Source organism: Streptomyces subrutilus (assembly GCF_008704535.1).
In the GTDB taxonomy this organism is placed as follows: Bacteria; Actinomycetota; Actinomycetes; order Streptomycetales; family Streptomycetaceae; genus Streptomyces; species Streptomyces subrutilus.
In genome coordinates this window covers 4442852-4466087 of the sequence record NZ_CP023701.1, presented here as the reverse complement: position 1 = coordinate 4466087, position 23236 = coordinate 4442852, and the positions used below count along the sequence as shown (strand labels likewise).

Here is a 23236-nt window from a genome sequence, read left to right as displayed (position 1 = left end):
GCCCCCGGGGGCCTGTGTGATGCAACACGCTACCCGTACCGGCGGGTGTTCAGCCGAGCAGGACCACTTCCAGGTCGGCCCCCGGCTCCACCGAGGTGACGTCCTCCGGTACGACGATCAGCGAGTCGGCGTGGGCCAGCGCGGCGATCAGGTGCGAGCCCGATCCGCCGACCGGGCTGACCGTGCCGCTCTCGGCGTCGTAGGCACCGCGCAGGAACTGGCGGCGGCCGGCCGGGGAGCCGACGGCCTTGTCGGCCTTGAGCGCGGCGCGCACGCTCGGGCGGACGATCTCGGCCTGCGGCAGTCCCATCAGGGTGCGGATCGCGGGACGGACGAAGAGCTCGAAGGAGACGTACGAGGAGACCGGGTTGCCGGGCAGCGCCAGCAGGGGGGTGTGGTCGGGGCCGATGGCGCCGAAGCCCTGGGGCTTGCCGGGCTGCATGGCGAGCTTGCGGAAGTCGATCCCGCCGCCGTCCACGTCGTCCTCGCCGCCGGCGACCGAGGTGAGCGCCTCCTTCACCACGTCGTACGCGCCGACGCTGACCCCGCCGGTGGTGACCAGCAGGTCGGCCCGGATCAGCTGGTCCTCGATGGTCGCGCGCAGGGTGTCGGCGTCGTCCGCGACGGCGCCGACGCGGTAGGCGATGGCTCCGGCGTCGCGGGCGGCCGCGGCGAGCGCGAAGCTGTTGGAGTCGTAGATCGTCCCGGGGGTGAGGGCCTCGCCGGGCTGGACCAGCTCGCTGCCGGTGGACAGGACGACCACGCGCGGGCGCGGGCGCACCCGTACGGTGCCGCGTCCGATGGCGGCCAGCAGGGCGATCTGCGGCGGTCCGAGGACGGTGCCCGCCGCGAGCGCGAGGTCCCCGGCCTGTACGTCGCTGCCGCGCGAGCGGACGTGCGCCCGGGCCTCGGCGGAGCGGTGCACGCGCACCTCGCCGCCGGCGCCCTCGGGAGCGGAGCTGGCCGGGGTCATGCCGGAGGCGGCGCCGCCGCCCTCGCCGCCGTCGGTCCACTCGACCGGTACGACGGCTTCCGCGCCGGGCGGCAGCGGGGCGCCGGTCATGATGCGGGCGGCCTGGCCGGGGCCGACGGTGGGCAGCTCGCCGGCGCCCGCCGCGACGTCCCCGATCACCGCGAGCACCGCGGGGAACTCCTCGCTCGCACCCTGGACGTCGGCCGTGCGGACGGCGTAGCCGTCCATGGAGCTGTTGTCGAAGGGCGGGAGGGCGACGGGCACGGTGACGTCCTCGACCAGGACACAGCCCTGGGCGTCCAGCAGTTGGAGCTCGATGGGCTCCAACGGCCGGACGGCGGCGAGGATGTCCGCGAGGTGCTCGTCCACCGACCACAGACGGTGGTGGCCGGTGTCCTGCGGCGCGGTACTGCTCAAGGTGCTACATCTCCTCCGTGACGTAACGGTGAAGCCAGGTGCGGAACTCGGGGCCCAGGTCCTCGCGCTCGCACGCGAGGCGGACGATGGCCCGCAGGTAGTCGCCGCGGTCCCCGGTGTCGTAGCGGCGGCCCCGGAAGACCACGCCGTGCACCGGGCCGCCGATGGTCTCGTCGGCGGCCAGCTTCTGCAGGGCGTCGGTGAGCTGGATCTCCCCACCGCGGCCCGGCTCGGTCTCCCGCAGTATGTCGAAGATCGCGGGGTTGAGGACATAGCGTCCGATGACGGCGTAGTTGCTCGGCGCGTCGGCGGGGTCCGGCTTCTCGACGAGGCCGGTGACGCGGACCACGTCCTCCTCGTCCGTGGCCTCGACGGCGGCGCAGCCGTAGAGGTGCACGTTGGCGGGGTCGACCTCCATCAGCGCGATGACGGTGCCGCCGGTGCGGGCGTAGATGTCGGCCATCTGGCGCAGCAGCGGGTCGCGCGGGTCGATGAGGTCGTCGCCGAGGAGGACGGCGAAGGGCTCGCGGCCGACGTGCGGCTCGGCGCACAGCACGGCGTGGCCCAGGCCGCGGGGGTCGCCCTGGCGGACGTAGTGCATGGTGGCCAGGTCGCTGGACTCCTGGACCTTCTTCAGCCGGTCGTCGTCGCCCTTGGCGATGAGGGCCGACTCCAGCTCGTAGTTGCGGTCGAAGTGGTCTTCGAGGGCACGCTTGTTACGGCCTGTGATCATGAGCACGTCATCGAGTCCGGCGCCGACGGCCTCTTCGACCACGTACTGGATGGCCGGCTTGTCCACGACGGGGAGCATTTCCTTCGGAGTGGCCTTGGTGGCCGGAAGGAACCGAGTGCCCAGGCCCGCGGCCGGAATCACGGCCTTCTTGATCACGGGGTGCAACATAGTCATGCCCGAACGATAGTGGGTCCGCTCGAATGCCCGATCAAATCATGGTCGGAACATACCGGTATGCGGCACTTAACGAGGATCTTTGATTCGGCTGTGACCGAGAACCAGCACGCCAAGACCGCACTGCGGCGGGATCTGCTCGCCGCCCGCCGCGCCCTGGACCCCGGAGAGCGCCGCACCGCGGCCGCCGCCCTGGCCGCCCGCGCCCTGGGCCTGCCCGAGCTGGCCGGCGCCCGCACCGTGGCCGCCTACGTCTCCGTCGGGTCCGAGCCCGGCACCCGCGAGCTGCTCGACGCCCTGCGCGCGGCCGGGAAGCGGGTGCTGCTGCCCGTGCTGCTGGCCGACAACGACCTCGACTGGGCGGTGTACGGGGGCCCCGGCACGCTGGCCGAGGCCGCGCACGCCGGGAGGATGACCCTGCTGGAGCCGGCCGGGCCCCGGCTCGGGCCGCAGGCCGTCACCACCGCCGACGCCGTCCTGCTGCCCGGGCTCGCGGTGGACGGGCGCGGGATGCGGCTGGGGCGCGGCGGGGGCTCGTACGACCGGGTGCTGGAGCGCCTGGAGCGGGCCGGCGCGCGTCCCGCGCTGGTCGTGCTCCTCTACGACGACGAGGTGGTCGCGCGGGTCCCGGAGGAACCCCACGACCACCCCGTCCAGGCGGTGGCGACCCCGTCGGGGGTCCGCCGCTTCAGCTCATGAGGCGTCCGCCGGCTTGAGGGTCAGGGTGTCGACGGTCGCCTTGTCGACGGCCTCCTTGCCGAACGGCCACTCCAGCAGTTCGCCCTTGGCCCACATCGTCGTCTGGTCGGTGTAGGTGTCGTCGTACGCGTGGCCCGAGGCGCCCGTCAGGTTGATCCAGCGGGACTTGTCGAGGTCGTTGAGGTTCACGACCATCCGCATCGAGGGCACCCAGGTGACCCCGTAGCCGCTGGAGGCGTTCCAGCCGGTCGCGTTGACGGTGGCCTCGCCGCCGCCCACGTTCCACGGGCCGCGGTTGAGGAGCCACTGCATGAAGCCGGGGCCCTCGGTGCCGATCGTCTGGTTCTTCAGCGTCAGCTGGTGCAGCCGGCCCCAGCTCCAGGTCGACTGGTCCTTGCCGAGCTTGGCGGTCAGCTCCCAGCGGGCGTCGCGCATGGCCCGGGCGAAGAGCTCGTCGCGGGTGGTGGTGGCCGGCTCCTTGAACTTGATCGCGGGCGACTGCCACCACGGCGACTTCTCGTCCTTGACCAGGCGGCGCACCACCTCGAACCAGCGGTCGCCGCCGTCCGGCTGGGCGGAGTCGGGGCCGCGGGTGCCGCATTCGCGGACCGTCTTGGCGAGGTCGTCGGCGGGGCCGGTGCTGCTCTCGCGGACGTTCATGCAGCTGCCCTCGACGCGCAGCTCCTTGGGCATCTTGTCGCCGAAGGACAGCTTCAGGATGTTGCGCCAGACCGCGTTGAAGTACGCGGCGGCCGCCGAGTCGGGCTCCTGGGTGTAGTTCCAGCCCTCCAGCAGCTTCTGCGCGGAGCGCACGTCCGGGTCGTCCACCTCGATCTTGGCCAGCATCGGGGTCAGCAGCGCGGCGATCTCGCTGCTGTTGTCCATCTGCATGCTGCGCATGTCGTCGGTGGAGATCTTGCCGCTGTCCTTGATCTTCGACTCGATGAGGTCGTTGATCCGCTGGCTGCGGGCGCCGTAGCCCCAGTCGGTGGTCAGCAGGTTCGGGTACTTGCCCGAGCCCGTCCCGGGCTCCGCGACGGCCTGGTTGGCGGTGACGACGTAGCCGCGCGACGGGTTGTAGTCCCAGGGCAGCTCGGCCTGCGGGATGTAGCTGGTGCTGCCGTCCTTGCCGGTCTTCCACGCGTACTTGGAGTCCCAGCCGGGGGCCGGCATCCGGCCGTCGCCCTGGCCCCGGACCGGGATGCGGCCGGGGGCCTGGTAGCCGATGTTGCCGGTGGCGTCCTTGTTGTCGGCGTAGATCAGGTTCTGCGAGGGCACCTCGAACTGGGAGGCCGCCTGGCGGAAGTCGGTGAAGTTCTTCGCCCGGTCGAGGCTGAAGACGGCGTCCATCGAGCGGCCCGGCTCCAGCGCGGTCCAGCGCAGGGCGACCGCGTAGCCGTTGCCGCGGTCGGGCGCCGAGCTGGCGACGGGGGCGCGGGCGCCGACCGAGGTCAGTTCGTTGCTGCGGTCGGAGATCAGCGGCCCGTTGTTGGTCGTGCGGACGGTGATCGTCTTGCTCTTGCCCCCCGCGACCTTGATGACCTCTTCGCGGGTGGTGAAGGGGAGCACCTTGTTGTCGTAGACGTAGCCCTCGGGCCGGACCTGCTCCAGGTAGAGGTCGGTGACGTCGGCGCCCAGGTTGGTCATGCCCCAGGCGATGTCGGCGTTGTGGCCGATGACCACGCCCGGCATGCCGGAGAAGGTGTAGCCGGCCACGTCGTACTGGCACTGGGCCGAGACCGTGCGGCAGTGCAGGCCCATCTGGTACCAGACCGAGGGCAGCTGCGGGGCCAGGTGCGGGTCGTTCGCCAGCAGCGGCTTGCCGGTGGTCGTGTACTTGCCCGAGACGACCCAGGAGTTCGAACCGATGCCGCTGCCGTTGGGGCCGAGGATGTCGGGGATCTCGTCCAGCGTCTCGGCGAGGGCGCCGAGCTGGGTGCGCAGGCCGACGGTCGCGCCCTGGGCGGTGGCGTTGCCGGCGAGGCCGGTGACCGCGTCGCCGCCGCTGCCCGTGCTCGTACCCGTGCCCGTGCCCGTCGAGGCCTGCGAGCCGGCGGCGGTGCCGGAACCGGTGCCGCTGCTCGAACCGGTGCCGCTGCTCGAACCGGTGCCGCTGCCGACGCTGCTGCCGGTGGAGCCCTGCGGCAGGTACTTGCCGCCGTCGCTCTTGCCGCCCTCGACGATCGGCTTGTTGCGGTCGAAGGGGTACGGCGGGTAGAGCTCGTCGATCTGCGCCTGCGTGAGCTTGTTCGACATCAGCGCGCGGTCGATCTCGTCCTGCATGTTGCCGCGCAGGTCCCAGGCCATCGCCTTGAGCCAGGCCACCGAGTCCACCGGCGTCCACTGCTCGGGCGCGTAGCCGGCGCTGAGCTTGAGGGTCGCGTGCTCGACGGAGAGGTCCTTGCCGGACTTCCCCTTCAGGTAGGCGTTGACCCCGTCGGCGTAGGCCTGGAGGTTCTTCTTCGTGTCGGCCGACAGCTTGGTGTCGTACTCGGCCTGCGCGACCTGGCGCCAGCCGAGCGTCCGCAGGAAGGCGTCGGTCTCGACCTGTCCGGCGCCGAACATCTCCGAGAGCCGTCCGGAGGTCATGTGACGGCGTACGTCCATCTCCCAGAAGCGGTCCTGCGCGTGCACGAAGCCCTGCGCGCGGAAGAGGTCCGAGTCGCTGTCGGCGTAGAGCTGCGGGATGCCGTGGGCGTCGCGCTTGACGTCGACGGTCCCGGTCAGGCCCGGCACCTTGAGGGAGCCGGTGGTCTGGGGGAAGGAGGCGCGCACGCTGTCCACGCCCCAGTACGCCCCGTAGCCGAGGCCCGCGAAGAGAGCCAGGACCAGAACGAGCACGATCAGACGGGCGCGTCGTCCCTTCTTCTTGACGGGAGGAGCGGATTCGTTGGCGGGCATCGCTGTCCTTCGAGGGGCAGGGTGGTCCTGGGAGTGCTGGGAGCAACCATAGGCGCAGGACCCGTCCCGGTGATCCGCCAGGGGTCAAGCTGCCGAGGACAAGGGCGGAGCGGCGATTCACAATGTGCGTAACGCGTCAAGAAAGCGTCAAAGATTAGGTAAGGTAACGAAGTAGTTGCCGCACGCGCCGCGGCGTAACGATCCGCCGGGCGCATGGAGGAAAGGGCCGCCCCCTGACTGTCCACACGCTCAATGAGCTCCTGCTGGTCTGTTCGCTCGTCCTGCTCGTCGCCGTCGTGGCGGTGCGCGTCTCGTCACGCAGCGGACTCCCCAGCCTGCTCATCTACCTCGGCATAGGCATCGCGATAGGCCAGGACGGCATCGGCAACGTCGTGTTCGACAACGCCGAGCTGACCCAGGTGATCGGATATGCCGCGCTCGTCGTGATCCTCGCCGAGGGTGGTCTGGGCACCAAGTGGAAAGAGATCAGACCCGCCCTGCCGGCCGCGATCTCGCTGTCGCTGGTGGGCGTCGCGATCAGCGTGGGCGTGACCGCCGCGGGGGCGCACTACCTGGTCGGACTGGACTGGCGCCAGGCCCTGCTGATCGGCGCGGTCGTCTCCTCGACCGACGCGGCGGCCGTCTTCTCCGTCCTGCGCAAGGTCCCGCTCCCCTCCCGCATCACGGGCGTCCTGGAGGCCGAGTCCGGCTTCAACGACGCACCCGTCGTCATCCTCGTCGTGGCCTTCGCCACCGTCGGCCCGGTCGACGACTGGTACGTGCTGCTCGGCAAGATCGCTCTGGAGCTGGCCATCGGCGCCGCCATCGGCCTGACCGTCGGCTTCGTCGGCGCGTACGGGCTGCGGCACGTGGCCCTGCCCGCCTCGGGCCTCTACCCCATCGCCGTGATGGCCATCGCGGTCGCGGCGTACGCGGCGGGCGCGATGGCGCACGGCTCCGGCTTCCTCGCCGTCTACCTGGCGGCCATGGTCCTCGGCAACGCGAAGCTCCCGCACTGGCCCGCCACGCGGGGGTTCGCGGACGGTCTCGGCTGGATCGCCCAGATCGGCATGTTCGTGCTGCTGGGCCTGCTGGTCACCCCGCACGAGCTGGTCAACGACTTCTGGCCGGCCGTGATCATCGGGCTGGTGCTCACGATGGTGGCGCGGCCGCTGGAGGTCTTCGTCTCCCTGCTGCCCTTCCGCATCCCCTGGCAGGAGCAGGCCCTGATGTCGTGGGCCGGCCTGCGCGGCGCGGTGCCCATCATCCTGGCGACCATCCCCATGGTGTCCGGGATCGAGGGCAGCGAACGCGTCTTCAACATCGTCTTCGTGCTGGTCGTCGTCTACACCCTGGTCCAAGGGCCGACCCTGCCCTGGCTGGCGCGCAAGCTGAACCTCGGCGACACCGACGAGTCGGCCGCGGACCTGGGCATCGAGTCGGCGCCGCTGGAGAAGCTGCGCGGGCACCTGCTGTCCTTCGCGATCCCGCCGGCCTCGCGCATGCACGGCGTGGAGGTGAGCGAGCTGCGGCTGCCGCCGGGGGCCTCGGTCACCCTGGTGGTCCGGGACGCCAAGAGCTTCGTACCGGCTCCGTCTACCGTGCTGCGGCGCGGGGACGAGCTGCTGGTCGTGGCGACCGATCCGGTACGGGACGCCGCCGAGGCGCGGCTGCGGGCCGTGGCGCGGGGCGGCAAGCTGGCGGGCTGGCTCGGCACGGGCGAGGCAGCGGGCGACGGGGCGGGGCACGCGCCCGGCGGCGGCCGGGCCAGGCACTGAGGCCGTGAGGCCGTGAGGCCGGGCCGGGCGGGGTCGCGGCCGTGTCCGTGTCCGTGTCCGGAAGACGCTCGTGGGTCCGTCCGAAAGGCAGGGGTCCACGTCCGGAATTCGACGTGCTTTCCTACAAGTTTATGTTAGAGCACCGTTCTAAATCCCCAATTTCGGTGGCCTTCGATCTGCTTTGCCCCCGTTTCTGGGGGCCGGAAAGGCGAAGATCCCGTTAATCGCAGGTGAAGAGATGCCCAGTCACCGTAATCACAGGGCGTTCCAGTGGCTTTCCCTGTACGATGAAGGCACACCAGATCGAACCAACTCTGCCTGACGCAGAGCTGGCGCGACCGCAAAGCGGCCGTGGCACCCTCGCAGTGGGCGTCCAGGTATCACTCGGTTCTGCGCAAGAGGACAGCTCTCGGGGCTCCCACATGTACGGGTGCGGTCGCTCACAAGGCGGCGCATCGTCCGCAGACGGGGAGTTCTACCAGGCAGCGGAAAGGCCAGGCCGTGACATCCGCGGTCACGACCGACACGTCCGCCCGCCCCGGCTACGGACAGCTCCTGCGCACGCCCGGCGCCCTCAGCTTCCTGCTCCCCGGCTTCGCCGCCCGGCAGCCCTTCGCGATGCTGATCATCGGTATCGTCCTGCTCGTCCAGCACACCACCGGCTCGTACGGCGACGCCGGCATCGTCGCGACCGTCACCGGCGTCTCGATGGCCCTGTTCGCCCCCCAGATGGGCAAGCTCGCCGACCGCCGCGGCCAGGCCGCCGTGCTGATCCCCGTCGTCTTCGCCCACGCCGCCGCCATCGGCGCCCTGACCGCGCTCGCCCTGCTGGGCGCGCCGATGTGGGCGCTCGCGCTGGCCGCCGTGCCGGCCGGTGCCTCCGTCCCGCAGGTCGGGCCGATGGTCCGGGCCCGCTGGGCCGCCAAGCTCGAAGGCTCGCCGCTGTTGTCGACGGCCGCCGCCTGGGAGTCCGTGACCGACGAGCTGACCTTCGTCGTCGGCCCGGTCCTCGCGACCTTCCTGTGCACCACGATCCACCCCTCGGCCGGCCTGATCGCCGAGGCCTCGCTGACCCTCGTCGGCGGTCTGCTCTTCGCCGCCCAGCGCGGCACCCAGCCCAAGCCCGCTCCGCGGCTCGCGAGCGGCGAGAAGCACGTCTCGGCGCTGTCCGTCCCCGGCCTGCGCGTCCTGGTCGTCGCCTTCGTCGGCGTCGGCGCCGTCTTCGGCGGCATGCTGATCTCGCTCACCGCCTTCTCCAACGAGATCGGCAACCCGGGCGCCAACGGCCTGCTGTACGGCGTCTTCGCCGGCGGCAACATGATCGCGGGCATCGCCTGCGGCACGATCGCCTGGAAGATCGGCCCGCGCCGCCGCCTGATCCTCGGCTACGTCGGCCTGACCGCCGCCGCGTCCGTCCTGTGGGCCGCGAACTCCGCGATCCTGATGGGCGCGATCGGCCTGGTCGTCGGCCTGTGCATCGCCCCGGCGCTGATCACCGGCTACACCATGATCGAGCAGCTGGTCCCGGCCGCCGCCCGCACCGAGGCGTTCACCGCACTGACCGGCGCGGTCGCCCTGGGCCAGGCCGCCGCGGTCACCATCGCGGGCAGCCTGACCGACGCGCACGGCTCCACGGCCGGCTTCCTGGTGCCGATGGTGGCCACCGCACTGGCGCTGATCACCCTGCTGGCCCTGCGGTCCAAGCTGGCGCCGACGGCCCCGAGCCGGATCGTGAACGCGTCCGCCCCCGCCTCCCGTGACGAGTCGAACGAGCGTGGGATCGGTCACCGCGTGCCGGTGACGGTGGACTGAACCGCCGGAATACGTCACCATGGAGCGTCGTTAGCACTCATTGAGTGAGAGTGCCAGGAGGAAATTCGTGCCGACCTACCAGTACCAGTGCACCGAGTGCGGTGAGGGCCTTGAGGCCGTGCAGAAGTTCACCGATGACGCGCTGACCGTGTGCCCGAGCTGTGACGGACGCCTGAAGAAGGTGTTCTCCGCGGTCGGCATCGTCTTCAAGGGCTCCGGTTTCTACCGGAACGACAGCCGCGGCTCGTCGTCGAGCAGCACCCCCGCCGCGAAGCCCGCCGGGGCGTCGTCCCCGTCGACCGCCGCCGCCGCGCCCGCCGCCGCCTCCTCCTCGACGTCCTCGTCGAGCACGAGCGGCAGCAGCTCCGGCTCCGGCTCCACCTCGGCCGCCTGACCTCGTTCCGCCAGGCCCCGCCGCCCGTACCGGGCGGTGGGGCCTTCGGCATGCGCGGTTAGGGTGGGGCCATGGTGAACGCAGAGATCGGTGTCATCGGCGGCTCGGGCTTCTACTCGTTCCTGGAGGACGTCTCCGAGGTCCGCGTGGAGACCCCGTACGGGCCCCCCAGCGACTGCCTGTACGTCGGTGAGCTGGCCGGACGCCAGGTGGCCTTCCTCCCGCGGCACGGGCGCGAGCACACCGTCCCGCCGCACCGGATCAACTACCGCGCCAACCTGTGGGCGCTGCGCTCGGTCGGCGTGCGCCAGGTCTTCGGGCCGTGCGCGGTCGGCGGCCTGCGCCCCGAGTACGGCCCGGGCACGCTGCTCGTCCCCGACCAGCTGGTCGACCGTACGAAGGCCCGCGCCCAGACCTTCTTCGACGGGGAGCCGCTGCCCGACGGGAGCGTCCCCAACGTGGTGCACACGACCTTCGCCGACCCGTACTGCCCGGTGGGGCGCGCGGCGGCGCTCGGGGCGGCGCGCGGGCGCGACTGGGAGCCGGTGGACGGCGGCACCATGGTGGTCGTCGAGGGGCCCCGCTTCTCCACGCGCGCCGAGTCGCGGTGGCACGCGGCGGCCGGCTGGTCGGTCGTCGGCATGACGGGGCACCCGGAGGCGGTGCTCGCGCGGGAACTGGGGCTCTGCTACACGTCGATGGCCCTGGTCACCGACTTGGACGCGGGCGCCGAGACGGGCGAGGGCGTCTCCCACACCGAGGTGCTGCGGGTGTTCGGCGAGAACGTCGGCCGACTGCGCGAGGTCCTCTTCGACGCGGTGGCGGCGCTGCCGCCGACCGCGTCCCGCGACTGCCTGTGCACGCACGCGCACGACGGCTGGGACCTGGGCATCGAGCTTCCCTGAGGGGCGGGGGGCGGTTTCGCGCCTTCGGGCGGTGTCACGTTCCGGGCGGTGTCACGTTCCGGGCGGCTGTCCGGTCCCGGGGGTGTGGACCCGTCGGGACCGACCGCTCCAGGAGGCGACCGCCATGCCCCGCATCCCGCTCACCCCGCCCCGCACCCTGCTCGTGCGCCTGGGCGCCTGGTACTCGCGCCGCACCTACGGGAAGGTGCTCGACCCGGGGCTCGCGTACGGGCACCACGCGCGGGTGCTGCGCACGTACGTCGGACTGGAGCGGCGGGCGGCCCGGTGGAACGCCCTCGACGCCGGGGTGAAGCACCTCGCGCTGATGGCGGCGGCGGCCCGGATCAACTGCTCGTGGTGCGTGGACTTCGGCTACTGGGAGGGCCGGGAGCGCGGGCTGGACGCCGAGAAGATCGAACGGGTGCCGCGGTGGCGGGAGGCGCGGGAGCTCTTCACCGAGGTGGAACTGCTGGCCATGGAGTACGCCGAGGCCATGACCGAGACGGAGCCGACGGTCACCGACGCGCTCGCCGCGGAGCTCCTCCGCCGGCTGGGCGAGGCGGCGTTCGTGGAGCTCACCGCGGTGGTCGCGCTGGAGAACTGGCGCTCGCGCGTCAACAGCGCGTTCGGACTGACCGGCCAGGGCTTCTCGGACGCCTGCCGGCCGCCGGCGGGACGCTAGGGCGGGGGTTGCTCCTCACTCGTACGGGTGAAGCGGTTGTCCACAGTCGAAAGGCTGTCCACAGTTCGGAGCGGGGTGGGGCGGGAGGGCGGATCGTGAGGGGCGTCCGGGCGTCGGGCCCGGACTCCACGATCCACTCGGTACGGCGGTGGCCCCCATGTCCTCTGTCCCTTCATCGACTTCTTCGACTTCTTCGAACTCGTCGAACCCGTCGATCTCGTCGAACTCCTCGAACTCCTCGAACTCCTCGACCGTTTCGGCTTCTTCGACGCTCATGAGCCCGTCGGCCCTGTCGGCTGCGGTGACCTGTCCCTCCAGCTGCCCTCCGGCCCGGCCCGTACCGGCGTTCCCGCCGCTGCGGGTGGGGCGGGGCGGGTACCGGCTGCGCAGGGCGCTGCGGCGCCGGCGGCGGGCGGCCGCGGCCGCGATGGCCGTCCTGGCCGCGGCCCTGGCGGTGGGTGGGACGGAGGCGCAGGCTTCCCGGGGCGGCGGGCCGCCGGAGGTGAAACCGCCGCCCGCCGTCGAGCGGACGGTGTCCGCCCCGGTACGCATCGCGGACGCGGCGACCGTGCGGCTGCTGCGGCCCGGGGACCGGGTCGACGTGGTCGCGGCGGAACGGACCGGACCGCCGAGGGTGGTGGCGGCGGGAGCGCGCGTGGTCGAAATGCCCTCCTCCGAAGGGGACACGGGGGACGGCGGGGCGCTGGTGGTGCTGTCCGTGCCCCGGGACACGGCGCGGGTTCTGGTGGGCACGGGCGCCGTGACGCGCTTGGCGGTGACGTTGTGCTGAATCGCACACGTGAGCGGTCAAGTCACCGTGAGGTGGCAGCCGATTGGACACGCCCGGCCCGGACTGCCGTAACTTTCGGAACCGTTGTCTCCATGTTCCGTAGATGTGAAGAAAGGCTCAGTGGTGAGCGAGAAGAAGAAGGAGAGCGTGCTGGCGGGCTTCAAGGCCTTCCTGATGCGCGGCAACGTGGTCGACCTCGCGGTGGCCGTGGTCATCGGCGCGGCGTTCACGAACATCGTGAACTCCATCGTCAAGGGGATCATCAGCCCGCTGGTGGGCGCCATCGGCACCAAGAACCTCGACGTCTACAAGTCGTGCATCAAGAACCCCTGCGGCCTCGACGCGAGCGGGCAGCCGACGGGTGTCGAGATCCTCTGGGGCTCGGTGCTCAACGCCACGCTCAGCTTCCTGATCACCGCGGCGGTCGTCTACTTCCTGATGGTGCTGCCGATGGCCAAGTACCTCGCCAAGGTGGAGGCGCGCCGCAGGGCCAAGGAAGGCGTGCAGGAGACCATGGAGATCACCGAGCTGGAGGTCCTCAAGGAGATCCGCGACACCCTGGTCGCCCAGCGCGCGGCCAACGGCGGCGGAGCCGGCCCGACGGGGCAGCGCGACGCCTTCTAGCCGCGGCCGCTCCGGCGGCTCAGATGTGGTGTGGGGGCTTCTCGTCGAGGAAGCGGGCCAGGTCGGCCGCGCTTCCGCCGGCGGGCGGCCGCTCGCCCCAGCCGCGGTCGGTGTCGTCCGAGGACTGCTGGTCCAGCGGATCGTCGAAGTCGATCCTCGGCTTGGGCCGGGGCGCGGGCCGGGGCTGCGGGTTCGGGTCGGGAGCGGTGCTCATGCCTCCAGGGTACGGCCGCTCCCGTGCGCGGTACGGCTCAGCTGGGAGCCTCGGCGCCCTTGCGGGCGTAGAACCACCAGCACACCGCCAGGCAGGTCGCGTAGAAGCCGATGAAGATCCACAGCGCGTTGGTGACGGACATCGCGGCGAACATGGCCGGGATGAAGAAGAAGCCGTAGGCGGCGATGGCCGAGGAGAAGCCGGTGACGGCTCCGGCCTCCATCTCCGACTGCTTCAGGGCCGCGGCCTGCGCCTGCGGGCCCGCGCCCTCGGCCTCCCGCATGTGCTGGTCCCGGAAGATCACCGGGATCTGCCGGAAGGTCGAGCCGTTGCCGAGGCCGGAGAAGGCGAAGGCGGCCAGGAAGCCGATGAAGAACGCCCAGAAACTCCCTCCGTCGCCCCCGTGCGGCAGCGCGTAGATCACCACGACCAGGGCCGCGGCCATGCCGACGAAGGACAGCAGGGTGACCCTGGCCCCGCCCATCCTGTCGGAGAGCCAGCCGCCGGCCCACCGCATCAGGGCTCCGACGAAGGGGCCGATCCACGCGTAGGTGGTGGCCTGGTAGCCCTGGGACTCGAAGTTGTTCTTGATCAGCAGGGGCAGGCCCGCGGCGAAGCCGATGAAGGAGCCGAAGGTGCCGACGTAGAGCCAGGTCATCAGCCAGTTGTGCTTGCGCTTGAAGATGATCTTCTGCTGGCTGAAGGGCGCCGAGGCGACCTTCAGGTCGTTCATCAGGAACCAGGCGAGCAGCGCCATGATCACCAGCAGCGGCACCCACAGGAAGGCGCCGTTCTGGAGCCAGATGTCGGTGTTCTTCTTCGCGTCGTGCTGCGGGCCGCCCGCGGGGGCGCCCAGGACGGCCGCGGTCACCACCAGCGGGGCCACCAGCTGGACGATGCTCACGCCCAGGTTGCCGAGACCGCCGTTGAGTCCGTTGGCACTGCCCTTCTCCCGTTTGGGGAAGAAGAAGCCGATGTTGGCCATGGAGGAGGCGAAGTTCGCGCCGCCGATGCCGCACACGGCTGCGATCAGGGCCAGCTCCCAGTACGGGGTGCCGTTGTTCTGGAGCGCGAAGCCGAGCCAGAGCATCGGCGCGACCAGGATGACGGTGCTGAAGGCGGTGAACTTCCGCTCGCCGAAGATGGGCCCGATGAAGGTGTAGAGGATCCGGAAGGTGCCGCCGGTGATGCCGGGGATGGCCGTCAGCCAGAACAACTGCGACTTGGAGAAGCCGAAGCCGACGTCGTTCAGTTTGACCACGGTGACGGACCAGACCTGCCAGACCACGAAGCCGAGCATGAGCGCGGGGATCGAGACCCAGAGGTTGCGCTGGGCGACCCTGCGGCCGGTGGACTGCCAGAAGCCGTCGTCCTCGGGCCGCCAGTCGCCGATGGTGGCGCCCGGCTTGTAGGTGTCGGCGCGGTGCGAGCGCACCCCGGAGCCGCTGTTGGTGCGTATCGACATGGTCACCGGTCCTTCGGGTCGAGGAGCCACAGTGCGAGGACGACGAGGAAGGACAGGACCAGGAATCCCGCTCCCCACCAGGCCGTTCCGGTATCGCCCTGCATCCACACGTTGACGGTCACGGTCAGGGCCCACAGCTGGCCGACGACGACGCTGAGGGCCAGGACGATGCGGGCGTTGAGCTTGGAGGACCGCTCCGGCTCCTGTTCGCCGCCGGCTCCCGGCCCGGGGCCCGTGTGCCGGACGCGCGGGTCGCCGTACCCGCTGGTGGGCCGGATCTGCGGGTACCGCTCCCGTACCGGACGGTTGAGCCGGCGCCGGGCGCTGCCCGGGCGGTACTCCGGGCGCGGGGGGATCGGGGCCTGGCTCATGTGCGCCTGCTCTCCGCCGCCTTGGGCCGGGCCGCTCCGGGGCAGCCCAGCTGTGCGGCGTCCGCGGGGTGGTCGTCGCCGAACTGCCGGCACAGGGCGTCCTTGGCCGGCTCCCCCGAACGGGCGGTGGCGACGGCCCATACGCTGCCGTCGGGCCGCTCGGTCAGGAAGACCTTGGGGAGGGGGCGGGGCGGCGGGCCCGCGGTCACCTCTCCGGTGCGGGCGTCGAAGACCCCTTCGTGGCAGGGGCAGTAGAGCTCCCCGTCGGGTCCGCGGTCCTCCCGCCACAGCACCCCGCAGGCGAGGTGGGTGCAGACGGCCGAGTAGCCGACGAGGCTGCCGTCGCCGAGCCGTACCGCGACGGCCCGGTCCTCGTCGCCCGGGTAGCGGAAGGCGACGGACTGGCCGGGGGACAGCCGGTCGGTGACCTTCTTGGGCTGGGGCAGGGACTCGCTGTCGCCGTGCCGGTGCAGGATGCCGGCGGCGACTCCGATCCCGCCGATGGCCAGGCCGCCGGAGACGGTGGTGACGATCCGCAGGTAGTCGCGGCGGGTGGTCAGGGAGTCGGCGCTGATCCGGTCCCGGAGCCGGTCGGCTGCGGCGTCGCCGTCGGGACCCGGGCCGGAGGACGGGGCCGGCTGCTCGGTGACGCTCATCGGACGTCCACTCCATTGATCTCGACGACGGGCAGACCGCCGGGGACGGGCCACTGGACCTTCTCGGCGGGGACGACCATCGCCACGCCGGTACTGACCACGACGTCGCCGAAGACGAAGGAGTCGGCGACCTGGACGCCGGGGCGCTCGGCCTGGAGCTCTTCGAGGGTTCCGTAGAAGAGGGCGCCGGTGGGGCAGACGGTGGCGCACATGGGGGCCAGGCCGTAGGCGGTGCGGTCGTAGCAGAGGTTGCACTTCAGCTGGAGCTTGGCCTGGAGGTCGATCTTCGGGACGCCGAAGGGACAGGCGTTGACGCAGTTCGAGCACCCGATGCAGCGGGTGGTGTCGGCCTGCTGGACCACTCCGTCGGCGGTCACCAGGATCGCGTCGGCGGGGCAGACCTCGGCGCAGGGCGCGACCGGGTCCTCGCAGTGCATGCAGACGGTCGGGAGGGAGGCGACGGACATGCCGGGTTCGGTGTAGTCCAGGTGGATCATCGACTTCCCGCGGTGCGAGTCGCACTCGCGGCAGGCCGAGACGCACGCCTGGCAGCCGATGCAGCGACCCGGATCGATGAAGATCGTGCGGCCCATCATGGCGGCTCAGCTCCTCTCCGCCGTGCCACGGCCCTGCGGGGCCGTGGGGGGCAGGGGGTCGGTACGGGAGACCTGGGTCTCCGGATAGGCCCGGTGTCCCGGGGCCGTGGGCGGCTCGGGCACCTCGTCGATCCGCTCGGCGGCCTCGATCCGGGCGGCGCAGACCTTGTACTCGGGGATCTTGGAGCGGGGGTCGAGGGCGTCGATGGTCAGGGCGTTGGCCGCCGTCGGGACGGGCCAGTGGTAGGGGATGAAGACGGTGTCGGGGCGGATGGCCTCGGTGACCAGGGCGGGGAAGACCTCGCTGCCGCGGCGGGTGACCACCCGGACCGGGTCGCCGTTGCGGAAGCCGTGCGAGGGGTGGACCTCCACCCAGGGCCGCGGGGTCTGCTCGACGAGGGCTCCGAGGCGGCGGGTCTGGTTGCCGGAGAGGAAGTGCGCGACGGTGCGGCCGGTGGTGAGGGAGAGGGGGTACTCCTCGGTGTAGGGGTCCATGGGCGGGTGCCATTCGACGACCTGGAGGTGGATCTTGCCGTCGGGGTGGTAGGTCCGGCCGTCCTCGAACAGCCGGGGCGTGCCGGGGTGGTCGGTGGCGGGGCACGGCCAGGCGATCCCGCCGGTCTCCTCCAGCCGGTCGTAGGTGATGCCGTAGTAGTCGTTGACCGTGCCGGCGGAGGCGATCCGCAGCTCTTCGAAGACCTCGCGGGAGCCGGGGAAGTCGAAGTGCCGGCCGGCGCCGAGGCGGCGGGCCAGTTCGCACATCACCCAGGTGTCGGTGCGGACACCGGCCGGGGGCTCCTGGGCCTTGTTGTGCTTGACGACCCGGGCTTCGGCGTTGGCCATCACCCCTTCGTCCTCGGCCCAGGTGGTGACGGGGAAGACGACGTGGGCGTTGGCCGCGGTCTCGGAGAGGAAGAAGTCGAACTGGGCGTGGAACTCCGCGGTGTCGTAGCCCTCTTTGACCACCGCGTAGTTGGGGAGGGAGACGAAGGGGTTGTTGCAGATGCCGATCAGGCCGCGGATCTCGCCCCGCTGCATCTGCCAGACCATCTCCATCATGGAGGTGCCGGCGCCGGGCAGTTCCGACTCCTCGATGCCCCAGATCTCGCAGATCTGGCGCCGGTGCTCCGGATTGGTGATCGAGCGGCCGCCGGGGAGGAGGTCGGACTTCTGGCCGTGTTCGCGGCCGCCCTGGCCGTTGCCCTGGCCGGTGATGGTTCCGTAGCCGGCGCCCGGCTTGCCGATGTGGCCGGTCGCCACGCACAGGTTGATCACGGTCAGGCAGTTCTCGACGCCCTGGGAGTGGTGCTCGATGCCGCGGGCGTGCCAGGCCATGGCCCGGTCCGCGCCGGCGAAGACCCGGGCGACCTGGACGATCTGCCCGGCCGGTACGCCGCAGATCTCGGCGGCGCGGGCGGGCGGGTAGCCGGCGACGGTCTCCTTCACCTCGTCCCAGCCGGTGGCGTGGGCGGCGAGGTACGCCTCGTCGGCGAGGCCCTCGGCGACGACCACGTGCAGGACGGCGTTGAAGAAGGCGGCGTCGGTGCCGGGCTTGAGGGCGACGTGGATGTCGGCGGTGCGCGCGATGGCCGTCTCGCGGGGGTCGATCACGATCAGCGAGGCTCCCCGGTCCCGTGCGCCCCACAGGTACTGGGTCATCACGGGGAAGCACTCCCCCACGTTCGACCCGGCGATGAGCAGGCAGTCGGAGAGGAGGATGTCGGAGAAGGGGTTGCCGGCCCGGTCGATGCCGAAGGCGAGCTTGTTGGCGCCGGCGGCGCTGACCATGCACAGGCGGCCGTTGTAGTCGACGTGCTTGGTCTGGAGCGCGACCCGGGCGAACTTGCCGACGAGGTAGGTCTTCTCGGAGAAGAGGCTGGCCCCGCCGAGGAGTCCGAAGGCGTCCTTGCCGTACCGGTCCTGGATGCGCCGGATCTCGGAGACGGTGAAGTCGAGGGCCTCGTCCCAGGAGGCCTCCCGGAACTCCTCGTCGCGGGAGCGGCGCATCAGCGGTGCGGTGAGCCGGTCGGGGTGGTTGACCTGCTGGTAGGCGTTGATGCCCTTGGGGCACAGCCGCATCCGGTTGATGTCGTGGTTGCGGGGCTCGACCCCGAAGACCTTGCCGCCCTTGTCGACGCGCAGGTACATCCCGCACTGCACGCCGCAGAAGCAGCAGTGGGTGGGGACGAGGGTCTCGCCGTTCTGGTCGGCGTGCCACCGGTCGGCCGGGATGCCTCCGGCGTCGCGGAAGTTGCGGGTGCCGGGCGGGGCGATGGAGGGGTCGAGGGAGACGGGTACGGGGCCGGGCCCGGACGCGCCCCGGGCGGGTTCGGTCGCGGTCACTTGAAGCCCTTCTTGACGTGGGTCAGGTAGGCGTTGCCGCGCAGCACCCGCTTGCAGCGGGGGCAGTACTCGGCCCAGGCGTCGAAGTCGAGCTTCAGGTCCCGCATGGTGCCGCGCAGGTTCTCCACGTACGGCGCGGTGTCGACGGGCTCGCCGCAGCGCTTGCAGGCGAAGACCTGGTCGTCCTGGCGGGCGGTGTACTTGAAGAGCTGCATGCCGACGGCCGCCGGGCGCTGGACGATGTGGAAGAACTTCCCGAAGGGGATGTAGATCAGCGTGAACACCACCGAGACCATGTGCAGGATCGCCAGGAACTCGTAGCCCCCGCCGTGCAGGAAGATCGACGAGAAGGTCAGCAGCAGACCCGTCACCGAGATCACGATCAGGCAGATCAGCGGAAGCAGGTCGTAGGCGAACCGCTGGCCGGTCATCGCGCCGCGGTCCTTCATCCGGCGCCACAGGAAGTACGAGGCCCCGGGGATGACGAGCACGGCCGCGATGTCGAGGCCGTGGAACATCAGCCAGCCGAGGAGGTTCAGCGAGTCGAAGCCGAGGACCTCGATCCCCCAGATCCGCATCTCGTATCCGGGCCCGGCGCCGCTGTCCGCGGTGAAGGTGAACCAGCCCCAGGTCAGCGGGAAGGTGATGAGCGCGGCGAGGATGCAGCCCCAGAAGATCAGCTGGTGGGCGGCCCAGCGGGCGCGGGAGCGGGCGCCGAGGAACTTCTGGAAGCCCAGGTAGGTGGCGATCATCTTCGGCAGGGCGGTGGGGGCCTTCTTGAAGTTCTCGGCCGAGAAGAAGCTGCCGAAGCCCTTCGTGAAGAGCCGGCGCGCGCCGGGCGCCGACACCCACACGGTGTACCGGTAGGCGACGCCGAAGGCGAGGAAGACGGTGGCGACCGCGTAGGGCAGCAGCGCCGAGTCGAAGTCGCGCAGCAGCCTGCTGCCGAGCACGATCGCCACGACGAGCACCAGCGAGACGACGGTGCCGGCCAGCGTCGCGCGCGCGGCGACGGGCCTCGCGGCGGGCGGCGCCACGGGGAGCCCGGGTGGCTCGGGCCCCTCGGGCGGCGGCGGGGCGGCGGCGACTGCTTCTGTGGGCTCGGGCACAGCACCACGCTAGGTGGTGCGTACCGTTTCAGCCCGTTATGTGGCTCTTGCGATTGGGCCGAACGGGGCCCGATCGGCCGTCGGGGCGGCAGCGGTGTCCGGATCAGACGGCGGTGAGGCCGCGGGCCGCGAAGACCGCCTTGGCCGCGGCCACCTGCCCAGCGGTGGGCGACGGCGTGTCGTGGAGGGTGAACGGCATGCCCAGCGCGTCCCACTTCGCCTCCCCCAGCTTGTGGAAGGGCAGGACGTCGACGCGCGAGACGTTGCCGAGGCCGTCCGCGAAGGCGGCGACGCCCTCGACGTTCTCGGCCGCGTCGGTCAGCCCCGGCACCAGCACGAAGCGCAGGTGCACCTCCTTGCCGAGGTCGGCGAGGCGGCGGGCGAAGTCGAGGGTGGGCTCCAGGGGGCGGCCGGTCACCTTCCGGTAGGTCGCGCGGTCCCAGGACTTGATGTCCAGCAGCACCAGGTCCACGTCGCGCAGCAGGGCGTCGGTGGCCCGCGCTCCGAGGAAGCCGGAGGTGTCCAGGGCGGTGTGCAGTCCCAGGTCGTTCTTCATCCGGTGCAGCAGCTCGCCCGCGAAGACGGGCTGCAGGAGCGGCTCGCCGCCCGAGACGGTGGCTCCGCCGCCCGAGGCGGAGATGAAGCGGGTGTACTTGCGGGCTTCGGCGATGACGTCGTCCGCCGAGGTCCGCTTGCCGTTGCGCATCCGCATGGTGTCGGGGTTGTGGCAGTACAGGCAGGTCAGCGGGCAGCCCGAGAGGAAGGTGACGAAGCGGGTGCCGGGCCCGTCGACCCCCGTGGACAGGTCCCAGGAGTGCACCGAGCCCTCGCTCGGCCGCTGGGTCGCGGCCGCGGCCGGGGTGCGGCCGGCGCTGGCGAAGGCGGCGTCGGCCTGGCCGACGGGGATGCTCGTACCGAGGAGAACGGTCATGGCGGGTGCTCCGGAGGTGATCTGGTGTCCGGTGGGGGTGCGCGGTCCCGGGGCCGGGGTGGTGGGCCCGGCCCCGGGGCGCGCGGCCGGGGGCTCCGGCCGGCGGGCTCTAGAGGGAGCCGTGGAAGGTGCGGTTCAGCACGTCCAGCTGCTGGTCCCGCGTGAGCCGGACGAAGTTCACCGCGTAACCGCTGACCCGGATGGTCAGCTGCGGGTAGTTCTCCGGGTGCTCCATCGCGTCCATGAGGGTGTCGCGGTTGAGCACGTTCACGTTCATGTGGAAGCCGTCGCTGGCCATGTAGCCGTCGAGGACGCCCGCCAGGTTCCTGATCCGCTCCTCGGGGGTGCGGCCCAGGCCGTCGGGGGTGACGGTGTTGGTCAGCGAGATGCCGTCCTCGGCGTCCCCGTACGGGAGCTTGGCGACCGACAGCGCCGAGGTGACGTAGCCGTGGGTGTCGCGGCCGTTCATCGGGTTGGCGCCCGGGGAGAAGGGCTCGCCGGCGCGGCGGCCGTCGGGGGTGTTGCCGGTCTTCTTCCCGTAGACCACGTTCGAGGTGATGGTCAGCACGGACTGGGTGTGCTCGGCGCCCCGGTAGGTCTCGTGCCGGCGCACCTTCTTCATGAACTCCTCGACCAGCCAGACGGCGATGTCGTCGACCCGGTCGTCGTTGTTGCCGTACGCCGGGTAGTCGCCCTCGACCGTGTAGTCGGTGGCGAGCCCGGTCTCGTCGCGCACGGCGCGGACCCGGGCGTGCTTGATGGCGGAGAGCGAGTCGGCGGCGACCGAGAGGCCGGCGATGCCGCAGGCCATCGTGCGGCGCACGTCGCGGTCGTGCAGTGCCATCTCGATGCGCTCGTAGGCGTACCGGTCGTGCATGTAGTGGATGACGTTGAGCGCGTGGACGTAGGTCTCGGCGAGCCATTCCATCTGCGCGTCGAACTTGGCCATGACCTCGTCGTAGTCCAGCACCTCGGAGGTGAGGGCGCCGGTCTCGGGGCCGACCTGGGCGCCGGACTTCTCGTCCCGGCCGCCGTTGACGGCGTAGAGCAGGGTCTTGGCGAGGTTCACCCGGGCGCCGAAGAACTGCATCTGCTTGCCGACGGGCATCGCCGAGACGCAGCACGCGATGGCGGTGTCGTCACCGAAGCGGGGGCGCATCAGCTCGTCGGACTCGTACTGCACCGAGGAGGTGTCGATCGAGACGCGGGCGCAGAACTCCTTGAAGCCCTGGGGCAGCCGCGGCGACCAGAAGACCGTCATGTTCGGCTCGGGGGCCGGGCCGAGGTTGTAGAGGGTCTGCAGGTAGCGGAAGGAGGAGCGGGTGACCAGCGGGCGGCCGTCCTCGCCCATGCCCGCGATCGACTCGGTGACCCAGGTCGGGTCGCCGGAGAACAGCTCGTCGTAGTCCGGGGTGCGCAGGAAGCGGACGATGCGGAGCTTGACGATGAAGTCGTCGACGAGCTCCTGGGCCTGCTCCTCGGTGAGGCGGCCGGCCTCGATGTCGCGCTGGAGGTAGACGTCGACGAAGGTGGAGGTGCGGCCCAGGGACATGGCCGCGCCGTTCTGCTCCTTCACGGCGGCCAGGTAGGCGAAGTACAGCCACTGGATGGCCTCGCGGCCGGTGGCGGCGGGGCCGGAGATGTCGTACCCGTAGGAGGCGGCCATCGCCTTGAGCTCCGCGAGGGCGCGGAGCTGCTCGGCGAGCTCCTCGCGCAGCCGGATCGTCTCCTCCAGCGAACGGCCGCCGGCGGGCAGCCGGTTGAGCTCCTCCTTCTCCTCCTTCTTGGCGGAGATCAGGCGGTCCACGCCGTAGAGGGCCACGCGCCGGTAGTCGCCGATGATGCGGCCGCGGCCGTAGGCGTCCGGCAGGCCGGTGACGATGCCGGCCTTGCGGGCGGCGCGGATCTCGGGCGTGTAGGCGTCGAAGACGCCGGCGTTGTGGGTCTTGCGGTACTCGGTGAAGACCTTCTCCAGCTCCTCCGACACCGGGTAGCCGTAGGTCTCCAGGGCTCCGGCGACCATGCGCCAGCCGCCGTACGGCATGATCGCGCGCTTGAGCGGGGCGTCGGTCTGGAGGCCGACGATCAGGTCCTTGTCGCGGTCGATGTAGCCGGGGGCGTGCGCGGTGATCGTCGACGGGACGTCGTACGCGACGTCGTAGACGCCCTTCTCGCGCTCCTGCGGGAACTTGTCCGTGATGGCCTTCCACACGGCGGTGGTGCGCTCGGTGGGGCCGGCGAGGAAGGAGTCGTCGCCCTCGTACGGCGTGTAGTTCTGCTGGATGAAGTCGCGGACGTCGACGGCGTCGCGCCACAGCCCGCCCTTGAACCCGTCCCAGGCCGTGCCGTACTTCGTGGTCTCCGCAGGGGTGGCAGTCATCGCCCGCACCTTCTTCAGTCGCCTCATTGCTTGTCTCCATTGCACGCCTTTTGATCGATCATTGGGCGCCGCGTTGGTCCTGACCTGGGGCCCGAAGGTCCCGCTCTTCCCGCCCCCGGCTCGGCTGCACCACCTCTGACCTGCCGGTTCGCTCGGGACGAACGTCCTCGTGGGCTTGTGAAATCTTTCACAAGAATGTCGGCGGCGGACCCACGGCCGCGCCCCGGCGGCCGGGGCACGGCCGGACGGGACGGCCGGACGGGACGGCCGGACGGGACGGCCGGACGGG

At 71.2% G+C, this 23236-nt stretch carries 21 protein-coding genes; 8 read left to right on the top strand and 13 right to left on the bottom strand.

Features of this window, described 5'->3' with window-relative positions; genetic code table 11:
* Nucleotides 1-49 precede the first annotated feature (49 nt).
* Both glp and galU read right to left on the bottom strand, forming a co-directional pair.
* Nucleotides 50-1390 carry a molybdotransferase-like divisome protein Glp gene (gene glp, locus CP968_RS19660; RefSeq protein WP_189828816.1) on the bottom strand — a complete coding sequence of 447 codons (1341 nt, stop codon included), beginning with the start codon at nt 1388-1390 and terminating at the stop codon, nt 50-52.
* Nucleotides 1391-1394: 4 nt separating this feature from the next.
* Nucleotides 1395-2297: a UTP--glucose-1-phosphate uridylyltransferase GalU gene (galU, locus tag CP968_RS19655; protein WP_150519253.1), complete on the bottom strand. Its 903-nt coding sequence runs from the start codon at nt 2295-2297 to the stop codon at nt 1395-1397.
* A 93-nt stretch (nt 2298-2390) separates the two neighbouring features.
* Here galU and CP968_RS19650 point away from each other — a divergent pair, with 93 nt between their 5' ends.
* Nucleotides 2391-2996 (top strand): 5-formyltetrahydrofolate cyclo-ligase, encoded by a 606-nt coding sequence (locus tag CP968_RS19650; RefSeq protein WP_229885898.1) that lies wholly within the window; start codon nt 2391-2393, stop codon nt 2994-2996.
* Here the strand turns inward: CP968_RS19650 and CP968_RS19645 are convergent.
* Entirely contained in the window at nt 2991-5897 is a 2907-nt protein-coding gene (locus CP968_RS19645; RefSeq protein ID WP_150519251.1) for a penicillin acylase family protein, read from the bottom strand. The genes CP968_RS19650 and CP968_RS19645 overlap by 6 nt on opposite strands.
* Before the next feature lie 233 nt (nt 5898-6130).
* Here CP968_RS19645 and CP968_RS19640 point away from each other — a divergent pair, with 233 nt between their 5' ends.
* From CP968_RS19640 to CP968_RS19620, 5 genes are all read left to right on the top strand, one after another.
* Entirely contained in the window at nt 6131-7675 is a 1545-nt protein-coding gene (locus CP968_RS19640) for a potassium/proton antiporter (RefSeq protein WP_189828829.1), read from the top strand.
* 501 nt (nt 7676-8176) lie between these two features.
* Nucleotides 8177-9487 carry an MFS transporter gene (locus CP968_RS19635; RefSeq protein WP_150519249.1) on the top strand — a complete coding sequence of 437 codons (1311 nt, stop codon included), beginning with the start codon at nt 8177-8179 and terminating at the stop codon, nt 9485-9487.
* Nucleotides 9488-9554: 67 nt separating this feature from the next.
* Nucleotides 9555-9881 carry an FmdB family zinc ribbon protein gene (locus CP968_RS19630; protein WP_150519248.1) on the top strand — a complete coding sequence of 109 codons (327 nt, stop codon included), beginning with the start codon at nt 9555-9557 and terminating at the stop codon, nt 9879-9881.
* A gap of 71 nt (nt 9882-9952) precedes the next feature.
* On the top strand, nt 9953-10786 hold the full coding sequence (locus CP968_RS19625; RefSeq protein WP_150519247.1) for an S-methyl-5'-thioadenosine phosphorylase: 834 nt from the start codon (nt 9953-9955) through the stop codon (nt 10784-10786).
* Nucleotides 10787-10910: 124 nt separating this feature from the next.
* Complete coding sequence (locus tag CP968_RS19620; RefSeq protein WP_150519246.1) at nt 10911-11468, top strand: carboxymuconolactone decarboxylase family protein; 558 nt, start codon at nt 10911-10913, stop codon at nt 11466-11468.
* Between the two features lie 15 nt (nt 11469-11483).
* Here the strand turns inward: CP968_RS19620 and CP968_RS19615 are convergent, their stop codons facing one another.
* The gene (locus CP968_RS19615) at nt 11484-11744 is read right to left on the bottom strand and encodes a hypothetical protein (protein ID WP_150519245.1); all 261 of its coding nucleotides are present in this window, start codon (nt 11742-11744) and stop codon (nt 11484-11486) included.
* On the opposite strand from CP968_RS19615, the gene CP968_RS19610 reads away from it, so the two are divergent.
* Both CP968_RS19610 and mscL read left to right on the top strand, forming a co-directional pair.
* Complete coding sequence (locus CP968_RS19610; protein ID WP_150519244.1) at nt 11743-12258, top strand: hypothetical protein; 516 nt, start codon at nt 11743-11745, stop codon at nt 12256-12258. The genes CP968_RS19615 and CP968_RS19610 overlap by 2 nt on opposite strands.
* Before the next feature lie 123 nt (nt 12259-12381).
* The gene (mscL, locus tag CP968_RS19605; RefSeq protein ID WP_150519243.1) at nt 12382-12882 is read left to right on the top strand and encodes a large conductance mechanosensitive channel protein MscL; all 501 of its coding nucleotides are present in this window, start codon (nt 12382-12384) and stop codon (nt 12880-12882) included.
* A gap of 19 nt (nt 12883-12901) precedes the next feature.
* Here mscL and CP968_RS19600 read toward each other — a convergent pair whose 3' ends face one another.
* The 9 genes from CP968_RS19600 to pflB form a co-directional block, all read right to left on the bottom strand.
* Nucleotides 12902-13096 (bottom strand): hypothetical protein, encoded by a 195-nt coding sequence (locus CP968_RS19600; protein WP_150519242.1) that lies wholly within the window; start codon nt 13094-13096, stop codon nt 12902-12904.
* Between the two features lie 37 nt (nt 13097-13133).
* A complete protein-coding gene (locus CP968_RS19595) occupies nt 13134-14561 on the bottom strand; it encodes a NarK family nitrate/nitrite MFS transporter (RefSeq protein WP_229885899.1) in 1428 nt (475 codons plus the stop codon).
* 2 nt (nt 14562-14563) lie between these two features.
* Nucleotides 14564-14932: a hypothetical protein gene (locus CP968_RS19590; RefSeq protein WP_150519241.1), complete on the bottom strand. Its 369-nt coding sequence runs from the start codon at nt 14930-14932 to the stop codon at nt 14564-14566.
* Nucleotides 14929-15588 carry a Rieske (2Fe-2S) protein gene (locus tag CP968_RS19585; RefSeq protein WP_150519240.1) on the bottom strand — a complete coding sequence of 220 codons (660 nt, stop codon included), beginning with the start codon at nt 15586-15588 and terminating at the stop codon, nt 14929-14931. The genes CP968_RS19590 and CP968_RS19585 overlap by 4 nt, the downstream gene beginning before the upstream one ends.
* On the bottom strand, nt 15585-16184 hold the full coding sequence (locus tag CP968_RS19580; RefSeq protein WP_150519239.1) for a 4Fe-4S dicluster domain-containing protein: 600 nt from the start codon (nt 16182-16184) through the stop codon (nt 15585-15587). The genes CP968_RS19585 and CP968_RS19580 overlap by 4 nt, the downstream gene beginning before the upstream one ends.
* 6 nt (nt 16185-16190) lie before the next feature.
* A complete protein-coding gene (locus CP968_RS19575) occupies nt 16191-18527 on the bottom strand; it encodes a molybdopterin oxidoreductase family protein (protein ID WP_150519238.1) in 2337 nt (778 codons plus the stop codon).
* Nucleotides 18524-19636, bottom strand: a complete 1113-nt coding sequence (locus CP968_RS19570) for an MFS transporter (protein WP_150519237.1) — start codon at nt 19634-19636, stop codon at nt 18524-18526. The genes CP968_RS19575 and CP968_RS19570 overlap by 4 nt, the downstream gene beginning before the upstream one ends.
* 103 nt (nt 19637-19739) lie before the next feature.
* Nucleotides 19740-20567: a pyruvate formate-lyase-activating protein gene (gene pflA / locus CP968_RS19565; protein WP_150519236.1), complete on the bottom strand. Its 828-nt coding sequence runs from the start codon at nt 20565-20567 to the stop codon at nt 19740-19742.
* Nucleotides 20568-20676: 109 nt separating this feature from the next.
* A complete protein-coding gene (gene pflB / locus CP968_RS19560; RefSeq protein ID WP_150519235.1) occupies nt 20677-22947 on the bottom strand; it encodes a formate C-acetyltransferase in 2271 nt (756 codons plus the stop codon).
* Nucleotides 22948-23236 lie beyond the last annotated feature (289 nt).